Source organism: Pseudomonas sp. PAGU 2196 (genome assembly GCF_022179005.1).
GTDB classification, from domain to species: domain Bacteria; phylum Pseudomonadota; class Gammaproteobacteria; order Pseudomonadales; family Pseudomonadaceae; genus Aquipseudomonas; species Aquipseudomonas kermanshahensis.
The window spans coordinates 78926-95642 of sequence record NZ_BNTL01000005.1 but is presented as its reverse complement, the minus strand read 5'-3'; the positions used below and the strand labels follow the sequence as shown (position 1 = coordinate 95642).

The 16717-nt window shown below is 59.3% G+C and carries 32 protein-coding genes; 11 read left to right on the top strand and 21 right to left on the bottom strand.

Features of this window, described 5'->3' with window-relative positions; translation table 11 throughout:
* Nucleotides 1-8: 8 nt before the first annotated feature.
* The 6 genes from MFF34_RS05810 to MFF34_RS05785 all read right to left on the bottom strand — a co-directional run bounded on the left by MFF34_RS05810 (nt 9) and on the right by MFF34_RS05785 (nt 3801).
* Nucleotides 9-1496 (bottom strand): terminase, encoded by a 1488-nt coding sequence (locus MFF34_RS05810; protein WP_238211062.1) that lies wholly within the window; start codon nt 1494-1496, stop codon nt 9-11.
* Nucleotides 1497-1498: 2 nt separating this feature from the next.
* Nucleotides 1499-2107: a hypothetical protein gene (locus tag MFF34_RS05805; RefSeq protein WP_238211054.1), complete on the bottom strand. Its 609-nt coding sequence runs from the start codon at nt 2105-2107 to the stop codon at nt 1499-1501.
* A 220-nt stretch (nt 2108-2327) separates the two neighbouring features.
* Nucleotides 2328-2618 (bottom strand): hypothetical protein, encoded by a 291-nt coding sequence (locus tag MFF34_RS05800; protein ID WP_238211053.1) that lies wholly within the window; start codon nt 2616-2618, stop codon nt 2328-2330.
* Nucleotides 2619-2839: 221 nt separating this feature from the next.
* Nucleotides 2840-3070, bottom strand: coding sequence for a hypothetical protein (locus MFF34_RS05795; RefSeq protein ID WP_238211051.1), 231 nt, complete (start codon nt 3068-3070; stop codon nt 2840-2842).
* A 57-nt stretch (nt 3071-3127) separates the two neighbouring features.
* Nucleotides 3128-3475 (bottom strand): hypothetical protein, encoded by a 348-nt coding sequence (locus tag MFF34_RS05790; RefSeq protein ID WP_238211049.1) that lies wholly within the window; start codon nt 3473-3475, stop codon nt 3128-3130.
* The gene (locus MFF34_RS05785) at nt 3472-3801 is read right to left on the bottom strand and encodes an MFS transporter (RefSeq protein WP_238211047.1); all 330 of its coding nucleotides are present in this window, start codon (nt 3799-3801) and stop codon (nt 3472-3474) included. Before MFF34_RS05785 ends, MFF34_RS05790 begins: the two co-directional genes overlap by 4 nt.
* A 98-nt stretch (nt 3802-3899) precedes the next feature.
* Here MFF34_RS05785 and MFF34_RS05780 point away from each other — a divergent pair, with 98 nt between their 5' ends.
* Together MFF34_RS05780 and MFF34_RS05775 are read left to right on the top strand one after the other, a co-directional pair.
* On the top strand, nt 3900-4082 hold the full coding sequence (locus tag MFF34_RS05780; RefSeq protein ID WP_186663778.1) for a type II toxin-antitoxin system HicA family toxin: 183 nt from the start codon (nt 3900-3902) through the stop codon (nt 4080-4082).
* Nucleotides 4083-4161: 79 nt separating this feature from the next.
* Nucleotides 4162-4587, top strand: a complete 426-nt coding sequence (locus MFF34_RS05775; protein WP_238211045.1) for a type II toxin-antitoxin system HicB family antitoxin — start codon at nt 4162-4164, stop codon at nt 4585-4587.
* Nucleotides 4588-4963: 376 nt separating this feature from the next.
* Here the strand turns inward: MFF34_RS05775 and MFF34_RS05770 are convergent, their stop codons facing one another.
* The 14 genes from MFF34_RS05770 to MFF34_RS05705 form a co-directional block, all read right to left on the bottom strand.
* A complete protein-coding gene (locus MFF34_RS05770; protein WP_238211043.1) occupies nt 4964-5635 on the bottom strand; it encodes a hypothetical protein in 672 nt (223 codons plus the stop codon).
* Nucleotides 5632-5778: a hypothetical protein gene (locus MFF34_RS05765; RefSeq protein WP_238211041.1), complete on the bottom strand. Its 147-nt coding sequence runs from the start codon at nt 5776-5778 to the stop codon at nt 5632-5634. The genes MFF34_RS05770 and MFF34_RS05765 overlap by 4 nt, the downstream gene beginning before the upstream one ends.
* Complete coding sequence (locus tag MFF34_RS05760; protein ID WP_238211290.1) at nt 5775-6377, bottom strand: recombination protein NinG; 603 nt, start codon at nt 6375-6377, stop codon at nt 5775-5777. The genes MFF34_RS05765 and MFF34_RS05760 overlap by 4 nt, the downstream gene beginning before the upstream one ends.
* Entirely contained in the window at nt 6377-6844 is a 468-nt protein-coding gene (locus MFF34_RS05755) for a recombination protein NinB (RefSeq protein ID WP_238211039.1), read from the bottom strand. The genes MFF34_RS05760 and MFF34_RS05755 overlap by 1 nt, the downstream gene beginning before the upstream one ends.
* A complete protein-coding gene (locus MFF34_RS05750) occupies nt 6837-7238 on the bottom strand; it encodes an ead/Ea22-like family protein (protein ID WP_238211038.1) in 402 nt (133 codons plus the stop codon). Before MFF34_RS05750 ends, MFF34_RS05755 begins: the two co-directional genes overlap by 8 nt.
* Before the next feature lie 121 nt (nt 7239-7359).
* Nucleotides 7360-7710 carry a hypothetical protein gene (locus MFF34_RS05745; RefSeq protein WP_238211036.1) on the bottom strand — a complete coding sequence of 117 codons (351 nt, stop codon included), beginning with the start codon at nt 7708-7710 and terminating at the stop codon, nt 7360-7362.
* Nucleotides 7710-8150, bottom strand: a complete 441-nt coding sequence (locus tag MFF34_RS05740; RefSeq protein ID WP_238211034.1) for a hypothetical protein — start codon at nt 8148-8150, stop codon at nt 7710-7712. Before MFF34_RS05740 ends, MFF34_RS05745 begins: the two co-directional genes overlap by 1 nt.
* Nucleotides 8150-8548, bottom strand: coding sequence for a hypothetical protein (locus MFF34_RS05735; protein ID WP_238211032.1), 399 nt, complete (start codon nt 8546-8548; stop codon nt 8150-8152). Before MFF34_RS05735 ends, MFF34_RS05740 begins: the two co-directional genes overlap by 1 nt.
* Entirely contained in the window at nt 8548-9273 is a 726-nt protein-coding gene (locus MFF34_RS05730; protein WP_238211025.1) for a replication protein P, read from the bottom strand. Before MFF34_RS05730 ends, MFF34_RS05735 begins: the two co-directional genes overlap by 1 nt.
* Nucleotides 9270-10046: a hypothetical protein gene (locus tag MFF34_RS05725; protein ID WP_238211023.1), complete on the bottom strand. Its 777-nt coding sequence runs from the start codon at nt 10044-10046 to the stop codon at nt 9270-9272. The genes MFF34_RS05730 and MFF34_RS05725 overlap by 4 nt, the downstream gene beginning before the upstream one ends.
* On the bottom strand, nt 10043-10453 hold the full coding sequence (locus tag MFF34_RS05720) for a DNA translocase FtsK (protein WP_238211021.1): 411 nt from the start codon (nt 10451-10453) through the stop codon (nt 10043-10045). Before MFF34_RS05720 ends, MFF34_RS05725 begins: the two co-directional genes overlap by 4 nt.
* Nucleotides 10450-11250: a transporter gene (locus tag MFF34_RS05715; RefSeq protein ID WP_238211013.1), complete on the bottom strand. Its 801-nt coding sequence runs from the start codon at nt 11248-11250 to the stop codon at nt 10450-10452. The genes MFF34_RS05720 and MFF34_RS05715 overlap by 4 nt, the downstream gene beginning before the upstream one ends.
* Before the next feature lie 319 nt (nt 11251-11569).
* Nucleotides 11570-11773: a hypothetical protein gene (locus tag MFF34_RS05710; RefSeq protein WP_020193011.1), complete on the bottom strand. Its 204-nt coding sequence runs from the start codon at nt 11771-11773 to the stop codon at nt 11570-11572.
* A gap of 32 nt (nt 11774-11805) precedes the next feature.
* Nucleotides 11806-12015 carry a Cro/CI family transcriptional regulator gene (locus tag MFF34_RS05705; protein ID WP_238211011.1) on the bottom strand — a complete coding sequence of 70 codons (210 nt, stop codon included), beginning with the start codon at nt 12013-12015 and terminating at the stop codon, nt 11806-11808.
* A gap of 89 nt (nt 12016-12104) precedes the next feature.
* Between MFF34_RS05705 and MFF34_RS05700 the strand changes: the two genes are divergently transcribed.
* Complete coding sequence (locus MFF34_RS05700) at nt 12105-12929, top strand: S24 family peptidase (RefSeq protein WP_238211009.1); 825 nt, start codon at nt 12105-12107, stop codon at nt 12927-12929.
* 50 nt (nt 12930-12979) lie between these two features.
* Here the strand turns inward: MFF34_RS05700 and MFF34_RS05695 are convergent, their stop codons facing one another.
* Nucleotides 12980-13300, bottom strand: a complete 321-nt coding sequence (locus MFF34_RS05695; protein ID WP_238211007.1) for a DUF1654 domain-containing protein — start codon at nt 13298-13300, stop codon at nt 12980-12982.
* Between the two features lie 530 nt (nt 13301-13830).
* Here MFF34_RS05695 and MFF34_RS05690 point away from each other — a divergent pair.
* From MFF34_RS05690 to MFF34_RS05655, 8 genes are all read left to right on the top strand, one after another.
* Nucleotides 13831-13983 carry a hypothetical protein gene (locus MFF34_RS05690; protein WP_238211005.1) on the top strand — a complete coding sequence of 51 codons (153 nt, stop codon included), beginning with the start codon at nt 13831-13833 and terminating at the stop codon, nt 13981-13983.
* 74 nt (nt 13984-14057) lie between these two features.
* Entirely contained in the window at nt 14058-14270 is a 213-nt protein-coding gene (locus tag MFF34_RS05685) for a hypothetical protein (protein ID WP_019751323.1), read from the top strand.
* A gap of 82 nt (nt 14271-14352) precedes the next feature.
* Nucleotides 14353-14919, top strand: a complete 567-nt coding sequence (locus tag MFF34_RS05680; RefSeq protein WP_238211003.1) for a hypothetical protein — start codon at nt 14353-14355, stop codon at nt 14917-14919.
* Between the two features lie 26 nt (nt 14920-14945).
* Nucleotides 14946-15251 carry a hypothetical protein gene (locus MFF34_RS05675; protein ID WP_238211002.1) on the top strand — a complete coding sequence of 102 codons (306 nt, stop codon included), beginning with the start codon at nt 14946-14948 and terminating at the stop codon, nt 15249-15251.
* A gap of 407 nt (nt 15252-15658) precedes the next feature.
* Entirely contained in the window at nt 15659-16072 is a 414-nt protein-coding gene (locus MFF34_RS05670; RefSeq protein ID WP_238211000.1) for a hypothetical protein, read from the top strand.
* Nucleotides 16069-16263, top strand: coding sequence for a hypothetical protein (locus MFF34_RS05665; RefSeq protein ID WP_232555101.1), 195 nt, complete (start codon nt 16069-16071; stop codon nt 16261-16263). Before MFF34_RS05670 ends, MFF34_RS05665 begins: the two co-directional genes overlap by 4 nt.
* Nucleotides 16260-16481, top strand: a complete 222-nt coding sequence (locus MFF34_RS05660) for a hypothetical protein (RefSeq protein WP_186663796.1) — start codon at nt 16260-16262, stop codon at nt 16479-16481. The genes MFF34_RS05665 and MFF34_RS05660 overlap by 4 nt, the downstream gene beginning before the upstream one ends.
* A complete protein-coding gene (locus MFF34_RS05655; RefSeq protein ID WP_238210998.1) occupies nt 16478-16699 on the top strand; it encodes a hypothetical protein in 222 nt (73 codons plus the stop codon). The genes MFF34_RS05660 and MFF34_RS05655 overlap by 4 nt, the downstream gene beginning before the upstream one ends.
* Nucleotides 16700-16717 lie beyond the last annotated feature (18 nt).

Sequence of the window (16717 nt, the reverse complement as noted above, 5' to 3'; positions counted from 1 at the left end):
GGATGGCCTCAGAAAGTGAACGAGATTGGAACGTGCTTGACCACGGAGCGCTTGGTCTTGGCCACGGCGAAGTAGCGGAAGGCGTCGGCCGGGTGGGAAGACCAGTCGTGCAGGGGCTTGTCCTTCCAGCACCCGCGCTTGTCGTCCCATTCCTTGCGGTAGCTTTCAAGGGCAGTGATGCCCTCCTCGCACTTTGATTCGTCGAAAGCGCAGTTCGGGAGGATTTCCCGCGCCTGCTCAATGCCCTCATCCACTCCAAGCTTCGGCACCACCTGGAAGGTCATCCGATACACCTGGCCGTCGATCTCGTAGCCCTCTCGCGCGAGTTCTCGGCGAGTCTTGCCGTCGCTACCAAATTCTCGGTTGTCGATGTCGTGGGGGCCCCAGTGCTGGCCGTACTCGTAGCCGCGATCCTTCAACACCTTCATGTAGTGCCGCAGGCCTTCACCGCTGTTTTGGTAGAAGTCGACAACGTGGTATTCCTCGCCGACGATCCGGACGAACCAGATGGCCGTGGAGTCGCCCACACCGATGTCCCAGAAGGTATGCACCGGAAGGTGGCTGTTGTCTGGCAGTTTGCCGATGCGCTGGGCGGCGTAGAGCTTGGTGAACTGCTTGGCGTAGTAAGCGCCTTCGATCGTCTGCTGGAATGCCTCGGCAGGGATCGACGGGTACTCCCGCTTCATGTCGTCGCCGAGGGTCTTTTCCTTTGCGCTGTACCAGGCGCGCTGGCCTGGGTTGGTGACGATGCCGTGCTTGGCGCTCAACTCGTCGAAATACTTGGTCAGGCGATCCGGGATCGTGACGTCGGTCGGGTCCAGCCAGTAGAGCGGATTCCGCCACCAGCTGAAGAAGAAGAACTTCCAGTCCAGCAGGCCCAGCGGCACGCCGGCCAGCTGCTGTTTCTCTGCGCTCTGCGAGTAATCGAAGAAGTACCCTGCCCGCCCCTCCGCCGTCGACTCGATCGTAACGAAACACTCTGCGGCGACAGCCTCAAAGGCGCCGGTGACGATCTCTCGGGCTTTGTGCGGAAACTTGGCGCAGATCTTCCCGAACTCGGATACATGCAGATACCGTAGAGTCCCGCCCCGAAAGGATGTGGACACGTAGAGCGATCCGCCTTTGCTGAACACAAGCTCACCAGCAGCATCGTTGCGAGCAGGGTTAGCAGCGCGTATTTCCTTGGGAAGGTGGTCATACGCATATTTGATCTTCTCGCGGAACAGGCGTTTGGCGTCGTTCAGGGTGTGTGCAATCAGGGCGCACTTGGCAGCCTCGAACAGCGCGGCATCCAGTTGGACGATGCACACCAGCGTGGTGAAGCCCAACTGTCGGGCCTTGAGGATGATGTTCCGAGTGTGCATCCCCTGGAAGTAATCGACCTGCTCCTGCGTCATGCGGAAGCGGACCTTCTTGCCCTGCTTGTCCGTGATGAAGTACAGGTTGTTCAGCCGCCAGAACCGGTCCCGGAGCAGTTTCAGGTGCTCGGGCTTCATGGTCAGGCGTCCTTCGATAATTCATCCATCAGCTTGGAGAGGGTGTCTTCCTCGCTACCGCCTTGCTTGACATCAAGGTCATAGGCCTGGCGCTCCAGCGCAACCAGCGTCTTCAGCGTCTCGGCCAACTCCTTCATCGTCTTGGTGCGGCCAGGCAGATCGATGATCTTGTTGTACAGGTCGTTGCGCTTGTCCTGGCCATTGTCGTCAGGGTTTCGCATCAGCTCGCCGAGCTCTTCGAACAGGTCGCGGTTGTCCGTCAGCCCTTCCAACTCGTCGAGCAGCTTGTTCGTCAGTCGGCGACTGCGGGATATGTCACCCCGGTGCGCCATCCGGATGTTGGCGATGACCTCGGCATTGAGCTCGATAATCTCCCTTTCGGTTTCCGCCTGTTTGCTGGAAACCTCTGTGGAAACCTCTCGCCTGGAAACCAGTGCATCGGCCTTGGCCTTGATCTTCGCCTTCAGGTCACGGTCCCAGCCATCACGCTTGGCGCGTTTGTTGATGGCGGTATGGGAGACCTCGTGAGCGGCTGCGATCTCTCGCACGGAAAGCACGCCGGCCCGGTAGGCTCGTTCGATCGCCTCCCAGTCGGGTTGCTTTGTGGTCATTGGTAAATCCTGATACTTGAAATGGTGGAGCGTTACCGGTTTTGGTGAGGATCTCGGCTTGCAGCCAATCCCATACATCAGGAGCTGATGTCAGGCGGACGCCAAAGCCGGACAGATGAGGTTTCCAGCAGTTTTGAAGGAGGGTATGGCCGCTTCATGGGCATACCCAATATTTCTGAAGGGCCTAGATGCGAGTTAGCCAGGCAGGAGAGGTGCTGAATCAAAAACCATAGGATTGAGCGGAATGTACCCCAGCCACATCCAGTAACGAGCCCAGCATCACAAAGCCTGCAGTCACATTTCGAGCTTTTTGAGCTAACGATTTGATTCCTAGGGTGCTTTTTTTCATCTTCGTCCCTCCTGGGATTTCGGTAGGTGATGTTTGTTTGGTTTCGTTAGGGGAAATCGAATCCCCGGCCTGGTTGTCGCATTTACTGACATTGGTCTGGGTAATGGCTACTGGGGCGTTGTTCCCGATCACCGTTACTACAGGTGCCGCAGTGCAGGTCATGTTCTGCCAGGCTCGCTCACTCCTATGATTTCTGTGGTGGCAATAATACATCGGCAAGAGACAATAACTAAACACTCAAAGCCCAAACCACCAAAAAAACAATCACTTGTCCCGTATGCGAGTCGTCTCGTTGTGCGTGCACGATTGCGCCATCTAGGTCGGCCAAGACCTTCTTGCCCTTGCTCAACGGCAAACCGTAGAGATAGCGAGGAAAGCAGTCATCAACTGAAAGAATCGACTGGCTTGGCAATCGAGCGCACGAACCACATGAAGCCCTGCTGCAGGTTGGTCTTGGCCAAGGCCAAGGTGCGCTGATCCACGCCTTCGATCTGGCCGATCTGCTTGAACAGCTCCCCGGCATCGGCCTCCAGGGCCTTGATCGAGTTCATGCCGTCGATCTCGCTCTGGGTGAGGTCGCGGTAGCCGGTGATCTTCTTGTGCTGGTTGTCCATGATGAATTCTCGGGTTTTCGCGCCACGAAACGGCGCCTATCGAATTTGTGGTGCGGCCTACCGCTTGCGCCGCTCTATACCGCCCGGACCGTACTGGCAATCCTTCAGGCAGTGCTCGCAGCGCAGGGCCTGGCAGAGCCATACCTGCACACGCGGCCACCAGATGACCATGAAGATGTGTCGCACCCCGGCCAGGGCCAACGTGGCATGCATGGTGAGTACCGCTGTGGTCTGGCCGAAGAACAGGCTCTGGTTGCGGGCCATAACGACAAACCCGCTGATGGCGATCGCCGAATAGATCAGCTTGCCGATCACTCCGTCGCGCACCCTTCCGCTCAGCACGCACCAGGTTGCCCAGAAGGCGATCAGGCCGCAGGCGATGGTGTTGATGGTTTCAAGGTTCATGGCTGGTTGCCTCCCCCGAACCTCTGGCGGATGAGCGCCCAAAGGTCAGCGGCTTTGATTGCCCGGTTGATGGCGGCAAGTAGGGAGCCACCGAAGGTGCCGAGCAGAAAGCCAACACCAGCGACGGTATTCGGCTCGGTGACGCCCAGGTATGAACTGACCATTCCCGTCAGGTACAGCGCGCATGCCACACCGGTGATCAGGAAAATCATCCATGCGCGCCAGTCGGTCAGGTCGTCTTTGTGCCACCAGCTGGCGACGATCACGCCGAACAGGCCCGCAATCAGGAGATCAAGCCTGTCGAGCAGGCGATGAAAACTATCCATGCACTCGACTCCGGGCGGCACGAAATTAATATCCCAAATTTGCTATACACAAAGCAAATTTGCTGTATACTGAGCCCACACAACAGCGAGGCGAGGTGATGAGTTACAACGAGTTCAAACGGTGGCTGAAAGCCAGAGGAGTGAGGTTCGAATCGTTAAACGGAACGAGCCATTTCAAAATCTACTTCGAAGGCAAACAAACGATCTTTCCGGATCACGGTGCAAAAGAAATGAAAGAAGGAACCCGGAAAGGAATCATCAAGCAACTGGGGCTCAAATGAGCCCCTACCACCGTTTAAACCGATTCATCGCCTCGCCTGACGAACATCACTCAGAGAGCCGCCCGAGGGAGGGCTAGAAATGTTTGACTACCCGGTAACAGTTCACACCGAAGACACTCCAGGTGTCGCGCTTACCTGCGACACCATCCCGGAGTTCAACGCCGCCGGGGATGACCTGGACGAAGCCTTGGTAGAGGCCGGCACCCTGATGCCTTTCGCGCTTTCGATTTACGTGGATCAACGTCGAGCGATCCCTAGAGCGCCAGCACCTGAAGAAGGTCAACCAGTAGTAGCGCTGTCCGCACTCACCGTGGCAAAAATCGAGTTGTGGAACTCGATGGTTGAGAAAGGCATGCGCAAGGCCGATTTGTGTCGCCTGCTCGGCGTAAGTCAGAGCCAGGGTGACCGACTGGTTGACTTCATGCACGGCACGAAGCTTGAGGCCCTGGAAAGCGCCCTGGCCGCGCTCGGCAAACGCCTGGTGGTGTCTGTCGAGCCGGCCTGAATATGCGTGGGTCTTTCCCCACCTGTCCGCCGAAGACCATTCCAGCGCTGGCACCCTGATGCACCAGTCTCGCCGGTCAAGTCTCGCGCCATCCATCAGCACAGTGAGGGAATGGATGCGCGGGCTGCCGGTGTTTTTCCGTATCACCACACTACCGGCTAGCAGTGTCCAGGCTGTCCCGTGAGGGCCTGCCCTGGCTGCAGTTGCGTTTCTTGCTGAAACAAAAATCCCGGCTCGTGGCCGGGACTCTTGAGGCCCTCTTAGGGCCAATAAAAAACCCGGCTCAATGGCCGGGCTTTTGTGGTCACTCCTCAACTAGCGCAGGAATGACAGGATGGGTGAATATTCGGCGAAGCGGCATGTCATGTCAAGCGATCTATGCGGCGTCTTGGTCATCGAACAAAACCCCCTCGTTGCCCAGGATCTCGCCAGCCTCCACCAGCGCTTGATCCACCAACTTGTCCAGCCCCTTGAAGATTTTGCGGCGCCAGTCTCGGCGGGTGCGCTCTGGGTTCCCATCGAGATCCCAGGTGTTCATGTCGTAGTTGTGCGCGGGCAGGATGATGACGCCTTCGCACGGCGCTTCCTGGCGCTGCTTCAGCTTTGCGTTGATGGCCTGCTGGGCTTTAGCAACAGCGGCCTTTCGCCAGGCGGGGGCATCGTCGTCAACATCGAGTGTCACCCTTTCGGCAGCCGGGCGCTCAGCGCCACCGAGCTGCGGATAGGCCCACGCGGTCACTGCTTTGGTCAGAAACAGCCTGGGCGCCGGCGAGGTCACGTGAGCAACAATTCGACCTATGGCCCCAACCTTGGAAGCCATGTGCGTCGAGTAGCGCGCATTCAGGGCCAGCCAATGCTTTTGATCCAAGCAGGAATGCAGCCGCCCGAACACCCAGCAGTCAGTCAGGAATGCCGCATCCTTGCCAACAATCTCGCCCTTCAGCTTGCTGGCCTGCACCTTTGGGGTGTAGTCACAGCCGCCTGCGCTGTTGATCGTCTCCGACGCCAGCGCGCGAATCACTGCGGAAATTACGTCTCGATAGATCATTGCTCACCCCCTGCCCGCTTGGCCTTTCTCAAAATGAATTCTTCGTAGCTGCGCTTGCGGCGCACTGCTCCCGCCCAGGACAACGCCACACCACCCACCACCATGAGGGTGGCCAAAATCAGAAATCCCCATGCTGGTGTCATGCCGCTGCCCTCCTCAGGTCTTTGAGCTTCTGCCTGTACAGGGCCTTGATGGCCTGCAGGTCTTCGATGGTCAGGCGCTGGGGCTTATGAGGCCCTTCGAGCCAATCCACCTGATCGGCGCCGATGCGCTTCACCAGACGGATCCGGTACTCGACCGCGTTGCCCGACAGGTTGCGGTTGCACTTCACGCACTGGCGGTGGACGTTCAGCGGCTCGAACCGCAGCTCCGGGCAGGCGCCCACAGACCGGTAATGTCCGGCGTCCCAGCGACTGCCAGTGATGAGGTCGTGGTCGCTCGGCAGCGAGTCGCAGCTGATGCACGGCAGCCCGGCGTCGCGCTCGCGGATGTAGGCATTGAACGCGGTCTGGGTCTCGGCCATATGCTCACGGCGGGTCTTCAGCTTCTCCCGGCGCTCCTGCAGGTCCTCGCGGGCCTGTTTGGTGATGGCCTTGGCCGCGATCTTCTGCAGCTTGGGGTCTTTGGCCATGGCCTTGGCACAGGCGATGCTGCACACCTTTTGCGTGGTCATGGTCGGTTTGAAATGCCGGCCGCAACCGGGCGCCTTGCACTTCTTCGGCTTGATCCCTTTGCCCTGCATCATGCGGCTGCCTCCCACTGCTCAGGCATCTTCCCTTTGGGCTCGCTCCAACGCACACCACGCTCGGCGCCGAACACGTACATGCACTCGATGACGTCGCCCAGCTCAGCCACGGACATACGCCGGGTGCTGACGCCAAGCATCACAACGCCGCCGTTGATGCCGGAGGCCATGCGAACCTCCTGGCGTGCCGCTGCGGTCATGAGCGCCTTCCAGTCCTCGCTGTCGAGCTTTTGCATAACACCATTCACCGGCCATTCAACCTGGCGCGCGATGTCGGCCAACATGGCCCAGAGCTTCGCGTTCTGCTCCAGGGTGCGACGGGACTTAACCGGTCGGACTATGATCTCGATGGCCCCAGCCACGGCAAGCTCAGTGGCGAACAGGTACGCCAGCCTGCATACGTCACGGACCCGGCTCGGGCCCGAGGACCAGAAGTGGCGAGGTTTCGCGATAGCTTCAGTCATGGCCGAACTCCTTCAGCAGGTTGCGCGCAGCCATGACGGCCCACTTGTCGCCCGAGGTTCTGCTGACATCCGCTAGGAAGCTGCGCATCTTCTCGTTCTCGGCCTTGAGCTGGTCGATGACTTCCGCCCTGGTACGAGAGCCAGCCATGACATATGCCGCGTCGATTTCGATTCGGCTAATCTCCGCGAGCAAGGCCAGGACAGTGGCCGGGCCGGTGGCGGCGATGAACTCGGCATCAGCCATCACGTTATCGCCCTCTGTAGCGCATACCTCGGCGATGTCCCATTGGTCTGTGATGACATGGGGTATGCCGCGCATGCACATCTCGGCGGCTCGCTCACCTTGGGTTGCGGCCTCGGCGAGCGCCTTCAGCTTTGCTTTGTTGATGGTCATGGCTGCATCCCCCAACTGCTGAAAGTGTGCGCTGGGCGCAGGTAGCGATCTCTGGCATCAAGCGGTGACGGGAAACGCCACCCAGCCAAAACCAAGGCCCCAACGATTCCAATTGCGATCTTCATGGCGCCACCTTCAGGCCATGGGCCTCGATGGCCGCACGGACGTCAGAGAGCCGAGAAAGGCCAATAGGGTCATGCTCCGGAGCCTCGTAGGACAGTTCGATCACTGAACCCAAGTGCTCGGTCAGGCCTTCGTATGCGCAGGCCGAAGGCAGATCCACCGCCACGGCCTCTCGGGAGGCCTGCCAGGCCCACCATGCAAGGGACTCGGTGATGTGCTGAAAGTCGCCGTCTGGCTTCTTCTGGCTGAGCGAGTACAGGACGGTGGGACGGAACCCTTCGCCGCCGCGGCGACACATTTCCTCGACGAATGCCGCCTCGAACTGCTCGCGCATCTTGTTGGTGTCCATCAGTGCTTCTCCTGGTACATGCCAGTGCCATCGCAGGCACCGCAGTTCTTACCCCCCTCGGCAGGGTCCATCCCGCCAACCCGGCCTTCTCCTCTGCACTGATCGCAGGTGCGCTCCTCGTCCTGCCGGCGTTGAATTTCGGCAGCAGCGCGGACGATTGCAGCGCGCGCCGTTTCGAACATGCACCCAGCGAAGTATTCGCTGGTGGCATTGGCCATGCGGATGCCGTCCTGAAGAACCTCCACCCAATCGGCGTGCATGACGACCTGAAGCCTCAGAATCACGACCAGGCGGAGGGCATCGCTGTCGTCTTCGAGCGGATTCCACCAATGGCCGTGCACTGGATCGCCAACCCAGGCGCTGAAGATGCCGTGCTCGTCATAGGGCGGAGCCATGCCAGCAGCCTTCGCCGCCAGTTCGAGCAATTCGCGGTCGTCCATCACTTGCGCTCCTCGCTCGTCACGCGCCGGGCCAGCACCTCGTCAAAAGTGCGGAAGCCGATCACACTGATATCCCAGTACGGTGAGTAGATGACTCGCCCGTAGTCGTCGGTTTCGCCTCGGTCATAGTCCACGACCATCAGGTAGTCGCCTTCGCCATTGGCGCAATGATGAGCCTCGCCAATTTCCTCATCGGTCTTCAGCTGGGTCTCTATGCTCTGGAGCTGTTCAATGCTCACCTTGCCGCGAACGCCGTAGATGCCGTTTTCCTCCAGCCAGCCCATGCCGAATACGGAGTACTCGACGATGATCCTTGGTTTTTCACTGGGCCAGGTGGCGGTCTCTTCCTTCACGAGCTCGTCCCACTTACGCTTCATTTCCTGATATCGAGGATCCATCACACCCCCTCCCCGGCCGGCTGCCCGGCGCGCTTGATGTTCAACTTGGCCAGCAGGTGTGCACGGCACGCTGCGGCGCTCGATGGGATCTGCTGCAGGTCCAGCAGGCGGGCCTGGCGCTGGTTGGCGTACTCATCGGCCAGGTCCAGTTGGCTCTTCTGGCTGTCGTGGCCGATGCCCGTGGCAATCTTGCCGTCCAGTGGCTGGCCTTCCTTGGCGCGGCGCAGAACGATTTCGTAGGCACGGTCGAAGCGCGCCTGCAAGCCCTTGTCGCTCTGCTGGGCGGATCGCAGGTCGAACAGGCCGGTGGCCACGGCGGCGATCTTCACTCCCTCGTGGCTGTAGAAGCCCATCAGCGCCTCGACCCAGGCAGCAGCCGGAGCCGGCATGCCGAAATCCTCAGGCGTCGGCTGGCACATGGCGATGAACTCGCCCACGCTCGGCGCGAAGGGCTTCTTGAGCTTGCGGCACTTCTCGATGCCGAACTCGATCTGCTCGACAGTGCGGATGCCCTCGGCGGCGAATTCCTTGATCCACTCCTCCTTGGCTGCGGCCAGGGCCTCGGTGGATGGCCAGGCTTGGCGCCAGGCCGGGAAGATGCCGCGCAGGCGACGGAACAGGCCGTTGACCACCTCGGCAGTCTCCAGGGAAACCACCACCGGCCCACCGTGAAGCTCCGGCGGACGGTTCTGCATGACCGCCATCAGTTGGTTTGCTGATTTCATGTGCGCACCATCAGCCCTTCGGCCCAGGATGAGTCGTTGAAGTCGGGTTCGTTGGTCTGGCGACGGGGGGCGGACTGGCCCGCACCTGCTGGTTGAGGCAGCTCGTCTTCCCAGCGCTTGCCGTTCAGCCAGGTGGATGCGTGCGGGATGTACTGGCCGTGGTCCTTGGTCCAGTCGGTCGACACGGTCCAAGCAGCCAAGGCCTTGGCCATCAGGTCGAACAGGTCGGCGGTTACCTTGATCTTCGTCCAAGCCTTCTTGGCGTCGGCCTTGCTCACCTTGCGCGGGTAGATCTTCCAGAAGCGCTCAAAGTCGACCAGCTCAGGAGCGTCAGCGACATCGGGTTTACTCCTTGATTGAGTAGAAGAATCCTTTATTGAGTAGTTGTCGGTTTCCCCACCATTCGGAGAACCCACACTTCGGTTAACCGAATATTCGGAAACCTGTAGGTTCGGTTCGTAGTGGACGATCACGCGGCGGCCAAGCACTTTGCCGGTGCCCTCCTCGCGCACAACCTCATGGCTGACCAGGCCGATTTCCTTCAGGTAGGCCATGGCCTTCGAGTAGCGATCACGGCCAATCGAGAACCGGTCTTGCAGGTACGAGCCGATCACCTTCCAGTCGCTGGAACGGGTCTGCAGATAGATCCAGATGGCCAGGGCGTCGGGGTTAGCGATCATGGCCACCACGTCGTTGCTGACCGAGCTGTACGGCGCCTGCTTGGCGTAAAACAGGGTTGGCGTGGCCTTCTCCACGTTCACGGGTTTGCTCATGGCGTCACCTTCGGCAGGACCTGGCGACGACCTTCCGAGTCGATGGGGCTGACAACGCCCTCAGCTACCAAACGTTCCATAAGCCGGCAAGCTGGGCCGTACCCGATCTTGAATTTGCGCTGCAGCGCAGATATCGAGGCTCGCCCCGTTTCTCGCACGAAGGTTTCAGCCAGAAATGTCTGGTCCCGCTCCTCTTCGTCGAGGCGACGCATCACAGCCGTGACTTCTGGGCTGATGCCGGCGGCCTTCTCCGACTCACGCGCCGCCTGCCAGGCCCACGCAGCGGCCTTGAGCATGGCGGCAGCATCGTCATTGGCCGTGGCCGTCATCTCGCCGAAGCCGAACTCTGCGCGGAACGCGGTCAGGAACTCGGATTTCATGCCCTCCGGCATGTCGTGAATGCTCATGCTGCACCCCGCACTGCCTTGTCGTGGGTGTGCAGGCCGTCCCAGTTCTTCTTCATGGGCAGCTGGCCGGCCAGGTACAACTCGTACAGGCGCACAGCGCCCTTGCGCAGAAGCACAGGCGTGAACGAGATGAACGGGTCTTTGCCGTGTGGGGTGACCTCGTGCTGATGCTCGGTCATGTACTTGTCGCGGGCGTACGAGCCGACGCGCCAGCGGGTACCGGACTTGCTCTCGTTGAAGAGCCAGTTGCGGCCTTCCAGGTAATGCCCGATCTGCATGACGTTGACCCCATTGAGGCCCTTGCAGAACTGGGTGGCGGTCATGCCTTCCTTGAACAGGTTTTCAAGGTGCTCGATCTTTGTGGCCTGGGCCTGGACTTCGACGGTCAACAGCACGCGCGCCTGCTCTGCCTCATAGGCCAGCTGGATCAGTTCCAGGCGAGTGAGCTCGCGGGGCTGGGATAGCTCGTTGAGCTTTTGCACGACATTCCGGCGCACAGCCTTGGATTCGCGCATAGACACCAGAAGGCACTGATCCTTGGTCAGCATCAGTCCTTCCGAGGCCGGGCCGCGGGAATTCTTTAAAACGAAAGTTTCGTAGTATTCGCCGTCGAGCTCATCCTTGCAGCGGGCAGTGAAGTCGGCACGCCGAACTTCGCTTTCTCCATGCTGCATCCTGGCTTCGTTGACCAGCACCAGCAGATCGAAACTGCTCATCGTGCGCGCCACGAAATCGTGCTTCGCGTTTTGTGGCGCGAGATTCGATTGGGCTTGTATACTGGATTCCTGCAGATGCATAATTCACCTCAAGAGTTTTATGTGAAGCAGAGAGCCGGGCCGCAATCCCGGCTTTTTTGTGCCTGCAATTCAGAGAGGGCCTCTGCCCTACCCTGAAGAGTCCCTCGGTGAGGCCCTTATTGGGGTCACCAACTGCAGAACCTTGGCCTTACGGCGGCCAACCACTGAAAGAGCGCCACTGGCAACAGCCGCTTCGAACACCTGGTTCATAGCTGTGTTGAAGTCCCAGTTGTTGGCCCTCATCAGCCCCTCTATTCGCTGCCGCACATCTGGCGGCAGCTGATCAAGCTGCACGGTCATTTAGGCCTCCAAAGGGCCTTCAGCCCGCGATATCTTCTTGCTGCTTGTCCTGCATCAGCTCTTCGATAACGCCGTTGGCTACGGCCCACTCGATGATTTCGTACAGATAGGTGGCGTGCTGCATGCGGGTCTTGCTCGCAGCCTTCCGGAGGATCCGGTCGAGCACTGGTTCAAAACGAACCTTCACCGGGATGGCGCGCTTCTGGCTGGGGTCTTGGTACATGCTGTTGTGGCTCCTTGCGGCTATGAAGTTGGTTAAGCGGCAGATTTCTTGAGCGGGCCGGATGGGTCGTCTTCGCGTTTCGCGATCAGCGCCCCGCTCGACTCCTTCTCCAAAACGCACTGCATTGGGTAGGAGAACCCGCCTGTCGCACGGCACTGAGAGACGCGGCTGCCGGTAACGCCAAGGGCGTCTCCGATCGCGCGGCCGGTGCCGAAATGTTTCAGGGCTTCGTCGTAGGTCATGGGTGTTTCTCCGATGTCTACACCGAGTTTAGAGTTCTTAACAGCACAAGGCAAGTTATCTAAACATTGAAATGTTTAGAATCCTTAATATGGAATTCAAAGACCGCGTCATAGCGCGCATGAAGGAGCTGAATATCAGCTCCACTGAGCTGAGCAAGTTGTCTGGCGTGTCCAAGGCCACCGTGAGTTTCTGGATCAATGGAACGAACGGCGCCAAGGGCAAGAACCTGCTCGCCTTGGCAAAAGCCCTGGATTGCTCCCCACAGTGGCTGTCAGATGGAAGTGGCTCAGTTTCTGACCAGGCTTCTGATGGCGGCGCAGCCGCATCCACCACAGCCGAATTGGTCGCGCAGCTACTCGCTTCCAAAGCAGGCAAGAACCTGTCGGAAAAGGCACGCGAAGTAATGATTGCCGCAGCAGTCGAAGCCGATAGCCCGGCATCATCTCAGGAATACCTGCCCGCGGCCTTCTCGAGTCTTCGCCCTAAGCAGGATGAGATTTTGATTCCGCAGTACGACGTCCGGGCCGCTATGGGCCATGGCCAGGTCCCGGCCGATTACAACGAGGCGGTCCGAAACCTGGTCGTGCGCGAGGAGACGCTCCGCGAAAAAGGCGTGACCTATACCTCTGCTACTGCGCTGGCGATGATTACCGGCTGGGGCCAGAGCATGGAGGGAACCATCAATGACAAGGACCTGGTCATCGTTGACCGAGGCATCAACGAGTTCATTGGTGAAGGGATCTACGTCATCACCTGGCACCAGGAGCTGTACATCAAGCGCATGATGCGACTGGATGAAGACCACTTCCGGCTGATTTCGGATAACCCGCATTACGAGAATCAGACCGCGCGGATGGATGACGTCACGATCCACGCTAAAGTCCTGCTGATTTGGAATGCCAAGAAGGCCTAGCCGCCCTCTCGATCCCGAAAGCCCGCAACGCGCGGGCTTTTTTGTGGATGTCAGAATGGCGCCGGCTCTTCCATTGCGACGAATTCGTCGAGGCACTCAACCCTCGGGTCATCGTCTGATGATGCTTCCCATGCAAGCGTTACAGATTCGTCTTCATCATTGAAAGTCATCTCAATCCCATCGGTTTCGGCAATAACCCCCATCACCTCATCCCACTCACGATCACCGTCGGTGTCCAGTCGGTGAATCGTCACCCACCGCTGCTGTTGGGCGATCGGGTGATTGATCATTGATGAAACTCGCAGGCCTAGGCGCTCCACGCCTGACATGACGAATTTTTCCTGCTGCTTCTGCTTTTGCGCCCTTGCCATATGATCCTCCAATTACTGTATATGCATACAGGGACCACAGCAGATTATCCCATCTCCTACAAATCCGTAAGCCTTGACATTTCCAGGGGTGCAGACCTTTTCGCTCGACCCGCCTGTTAAGTTTTCTAAAATACTCCTTGACGCTTTCTGTTTAGTTTTCTAAATTGATTTCAACGCAGCGACTTAACCGGTCCTGTTGAGGCCCTCAAGCCTCACCGCTCTTTCACATTGATGGGAACCTCGCGGATCGATCCCGGCAACGGCACAGCGCGAGCAATAAATTCGATCCCCATGCCAGCTCTGGAACTGGTGAACAGACCGCATTGCCTCTACCGGCGACCGGCGCCAGACAGCCCCGAAAGGCTGCCCACGACAGGGATAACCCTGTACGGCTGACGAAGGTGAAACGCCTTAACCGAGAGAACGACCCGGGCATGCAATGCGCCCCGCCACCCCGGCGGTAATGGGACAGAACGATTCACTGAAGCACCTGGGCGACCGGGTGCTTTGGGAATCCAAGGAGATAGCCCATGAAGCACTGGTACATCGAGGCAAAAGTTAGGGACGCACGTTTTTGGAACCAGATCGGAGTGATGCGCCGACAGCGCGGGGATGAAGGCGCTGATCGCGCTTTCGATCTGGCCAAAGAGGCGATTCGCTTGGCGCGCACTAACTGCCAGTAACCGCAGACGATTCCCCGGTGCGCCTCAAGCGGTGCGCATCAGGGGGAATCCACTGAATAGCAGAGGGCAAGACAATGTCAGGCACGTTCGAGCAAGGCTGGGCAGCGCGTCCCTTCGCGCAGCAGTTCCCAGAAATGAACGCCGACGAGGCAAAGCGCCTCGACCACATCAACACGTCGATCACCACGCTGTATCTGGCGGGCCTGCTGACCGACAAGCAGGCAAACGAGATCCGCACCAAGAAGTTTCCCAAGGTCGTCACCAAGGCGGTCTTGGGTAAGCGCTAATCGATTTCACTGGCTGGCCTTGGCGACAGGGCCAGCATCAAAGCTGCTTCACCGAGGCAGCTTCGATGCGCAGGAGATCAACATGGCGAGAGGATTGGTTCTTGGGGTCGGCATCAACGACCTGCCCCGCTATCACAACTGCCCGTTCTACAGCAGATGGAAAGGGATTCTTCGACGCTGCTTCGGAGAGCGCGATGACAGCCACTACGAAGGATGCCAGGTGGCCGAGCAATGGCTTCGTTTCAGCGCCTTCAAGGCCTGTATGGAGAGTCAGCCCTGGATTGGCAATCACCTGGACAAGTACATCCTGAGTCCTAGCGAGAAGATCTATCACCCGGAAACATCGGTGTTCGTGCCCAGCATCCTGAACAACCTGGCCATCGACCGGCCATCCCAGCGCGGCGATCTGCCTGTAGGGGTATCCCGCACGAAGCGCGGGAAACCGTTCATGGCAAGAGTTCACTGGCTGGACGGCAGTCGCACCAGCGTTGGCAGCTTTGATTGCCCGCACGAAGCGCACAGGGCCTGGGCCACCGCAAAGGCCGGAGTCATCCGGCAAGCTGTCGACCAATACCGCACCACTGACCGATTCGATGAGCGTGTCTGCACCGCCCTTCTGGATAGGGCGGACCAGCTTGCCGCAACCTGAAATCAACCGCCCTGGAGGGCAAGACGATGAGCTGCACCTGCATCAGCGATGCCGTGAAGCTGGTTACGGACCAGCTTGCTGAGGAGGCGCCAGGATCCGGGCCTTTCTACATGCGCGCAGAGGGACACAACCTTTCATTGAACATCGAGACCGGAAAGGCCATGCGCCGATTCTGCGTCGAAGTCACCGGCCACTACATGGCGCCGAAGAAAACCGGCGGCATGAAGCGCGTGAACAAAACGGTGTCGGTAGTCGCCAACTACTGCCCATTGTGCGGCAAAGCGTGCACCGGCGAGGCCCCGGAAGAGACAACCAGCGCCACGTCAGCCTGACGCTAACTGCCCGATGCCCTGCTCCCCATCGCAGGCTGCATCGGAGTGTGATCTGAGTCGAAGCATCTAAGCGCGGCAACGTGGTTGCAAAGCGGTGGGTCGCCCCCGCCGCGGATGAGACGGAACCGTCAGATCACATTCCGATGCAGCTTTCCTCGATTTAAAGCTCATCACCGTGAGTCTTATCTAGTTTAAGGCTCACTGCAGTAAACATTAATCGACGCACACGCAGGCGAATCCGGGGCCTACCCGGCCAGACCAGATGCATGTGAGGTAGCGCTCACCGCCTGCACCCTTCCCTTCACATAGACCACATTGGCAGGCGCCAGGCCACCTTTCACGGTGGGTTTGGTCACCTTCGCCTGGCTCCTGACCAATGCGGCCGCACAACCAACCAGGAGGACGCCATGGGCGCACTTCGAGCAGCACAGTTTGAGTACGACAACCGGATGCCGCCGGCGGTGAGTGAGAACTCGCCGGAGGAGCGCTGGATCGACGACGGCATCGCTGAACTGATGGCGCGCCGCGACGTGGTCTTTCAGCGCCGGATGCGCCCGAAGCAGGGCGTGACCTTCGAGCGCTTCGCCCAAGCGGTGGATGAGTTCGTGATGGGCCAGCTTGGCTTGCCAGAGGTCAGCGGTTCGGCGCTGGGCCGGCTGGTCCTGGCGGCGCGCTGCAAGGTAACCAGTGATGCAGCAGCGGCAGCTGACGAGATCCTGAGCGTGGCCAACCCTGAGTCGGCGCTAGAAGAGATCGCCCGCCAGCTGCTCACCCCCTTCGCCAAAGAAGGAGTTCTGGCCCAGGCCGAGGAGGCTCAATGAAAAGCCCTCACGTCCTGATCGACGAAGAGCTTGAGGCCATGGCTTACCCTGAGACGCCACTGTCTTGGCAGGCCATGGTCCTCAAGCTCCTCACCGAAATGCTGGCCGACCAGCGCATCACCATCGAAGAGTTCAACCACTACTGCGGGCGCCTCAACAAGATCGTTGATGGGCGCAAGGAGGTTGCATGACCACGCCAGTTTTCCCGTCGATCATCGACGACCAGGTCGCTGAACTGCCCGAGGCCCAAGCCATGCCTGGTGACCGGGTGCTAATGCTCTTCAAGGGTCCGACGCTGTTTGACGCCAAGAAAGCCGCTGCCGAGGCGTTCATCGAAAATCCTGAGGCTGTCAGCCGCAGTTGGTGGATGTGCGGCGAGTGGACAGTTGGGTATGAGGTGCGCGCATGAGCCAGCGCTACTTCCACAGCAACCTTGACCTGATCAAGTTCAATGGCCATCTGCGTCATTACTTGGGCGGAGGTTTTCGAGGCCATATGCACAAGGAATGCATTCTCGCTTCCTTGCGCTCAATCGCCAAAAATCCCCAGTGCCATTGGTACGGTGTCTCGAAGCTTCAGCCAGTCCAAAACTTCAAGCGTATCCCCAAGCCAAACCTTCCAGGTTGAAGCCATGACCAGCTACCA

Coding starts and splice junctions, on each gene's coding strand:
- MFF34_RS05810 (WP_238211062.1), bottom strand. CDS start 1,496: ATGAAGCCCGAGCACCTGAAACTGCTCCGGGACCGGTTCTGGCGGCTG.
- MFF34_RS05805 (WP_238211054.1), bottom strand. CDS start 2,107: ATGACCACAAAGCAACCCGACTGGGAGGCGATCGAACGAGCCTACCGG.
- MFF34_RS05800 (WP_238211053.1), bottom strand. CDS start 2,618: ATGACCTGCACTGCGGCACCTGTAGTAACGGTGATCGGGAACAACGCC.
- MFF34_RS05795 (WP_238211051.1), bottom strand. CDS start 3,070: ATGGACAACCAGCACAAGAAGATCACCGGCTACCGCGACCTCACCCAG.
- MFF34_RS05790 (WP_238211049.1), bottom strand. CDS start 3,475: ATGAACCTTGAAACCATCAACACCATCGCCTGCGGCCTGATCGCCTTC.
- MFF34_RS05785 (WP_238211047.1), bottom strand. CDS start 3,801: ATGGATAGTTTTCATCGCCTGCTCGACAGGCTTGATCTCCTGATTGCG.
- MFF34_RS05780 (WP_186663778.1), top strand. CDS start 3,900: ATGAGTTACAACGAGTTCAAACGGTGGCTGAAAGCCAGAGGAGTGAGG.
- MFF34_RS05775 (WP_238211045.1), top strand. CDS start 4,162: ATGTTTGACTACCCGGTAACAGTTCACACCGAAGACACTCCAGGTGTC.
- MFF34_RS05770 (WP_238211043.1), bottom strand. CDS start 5,635: ATGATCTATCGAGACGTAATTTCCGCAGTGATTCGCGCGCTGGCGTCG.
- MFF34_RS05765 (WP_238211041.1), bottom strand. CDS start 5,778: ATGACACCAGCATGGGGATTTCTGATTTTGGCCACCCTCATGGTGGTG.
- MFF34_RS05760 (WP_238211290.1), bottom strand. CDS start 6,377: ATGCAGGGCAAAGGGATCAAGCCGAAGAAGTGCAAGGCGCCCGGTTGC.
- MFF34_RS05755 (WP_238211039.1), bottom strand. CDS start 6,844: ATGACTGAAGCTATCGCGAAACCTCGCCACTTCTGGTCCTCGGGCCCG.
- MFF34_RS05750 (WP_238211038.1), bottom strand. CDS start 7,238: ATGACCATCAACAAAGCAAAGCTGAAGGCGCTCGCCGAGGCCGCAACC.
- MFF34_RS05745 (WP_238211036.1), bottom strand. CDS start 7,710: ATGGACACCAACAAGATGCGCGAGCAGTTCGAGGCGGCATTCGTCGAG.
- MFF34_RS05740 (WP_238211034.1), bottom strand. CDS start 8,150: ATGGACGACCGCGAATTGCTCGAACTGGCGGCGAAGGCTGCTGGCATG.
- MFF34_RS05735 (WP_238211032.1), bottom strand. CDS start 8,548: ATGGATCCTCGATATCAGGAAATGAAGCGTAAGTGGGACGAGCTCGTG.
- MFF34_RS05730 (WP_238211025.1), bottom strand. CDS start 9,273: ATGAAATCAGCAAACCAACTGATGGCGGTCATGCAGAACCGTCCGCCG.
- MFF34_RS05725 (WP_238211023.1), bottom strand. CDS start 10,046: ATGAGCAAACCCGTGAACGTGGAGAAGGCCACGCCAACCCTGTTTTAC.
- MFF34_RS05720 (WP_238211021.1), bottom strand. CDS start 10,453: ATGAGCATTCACGACATGCCGGAGGGCATGAAATCCGAGTTCCTGACC.
- MFF34_RS05715 (WP_238211013.1), bottom strand. CDS start 11,250: ATGCATCTGCAGGAATCCAGTATACAAGCCCAATCGAATCTCGCGCCA.
- MFF34_RS05710 (WP_020193011.1), bottom strand. CDS start 11,773: ATGTACCAAGACCCCAGCCAGAAGCGCGCCATCCCGGTGAAGGTTCGT.
- MFF34_RS05705 (WP_238211011.1), bottom strand. CDS start 12,015: ATGACCTACGACGAAGCCCTGAAACATTTCGGCACCGGCCGCGCGATC.
- MFF34_RS05700 (WP_238211009.1), top strand. CDS start 12,105: ATGGAATTCAAAGACCGCGTCATAGCGCGCATGAAGGAGCTGAATATC.
- MFF34_RS05695 (WP_238211007.1), bottom strand. CDS start 13,300: ATGGCAAGGGCGCAAAAGCAGAAGCAGCAGGAAAAATTCGTCATGTCA.
- MFF34_RS05690 (WP_238211005.1), top strand. CDS start 13,831: ATGAAGCACTGGTACATCGAGGCAAAAGTTAGGGACGCACGTTTTTGG.
- MFF34_RS05685 (WP_019751323.1), top strand. CDS start 14,058: ATGTCAGGCACGTTCGAGCAAGGCTGGGCAGCGCGTCCCTTCGCGCAG.
- MFF34_RS05680 (WP_238211003.1), top strand. CDS start 14,353: ATGGCGAGAGGATTGGTTCTTGGGGTCGGCATCAACGACCTGCCCCGC.
- MFF34_RS05675 (WP_238211002.1), top strand. CDS start 14,946: ATGAGCTGCACCTGCATCAGCGATGCCGTGAAGCTGGTTACGGACCAG.
- MFF34_RS05670 (WP_238211000.1), top strand. CDS start 15,659: ATGGGCGCACTTCGAGCAGCACAGTTTGAGTACGACAACCGGATGCCG.
- MFF34_RS05665 (WP_232555101.1), top strand. CDS start 16,069: ATGAAAAGCCCTCACGTCCTGATCGACGAAGAGCTTGAGGCCATGGCT.
- MFF34_RS05660 (WP_186663796.1), top strand. CDS start 16,260: ATGACCACGCCAGTTTTCCCGTCGATCATCGACGACCAGGTCGCTGAA.
- MFF34_RS05655 (WP_238210998.1), top strand. CDS start 16,478: ATGAGCCAGCGCTACTTCCACAGCAACCTTGACCTGATCAAGTTCAAT.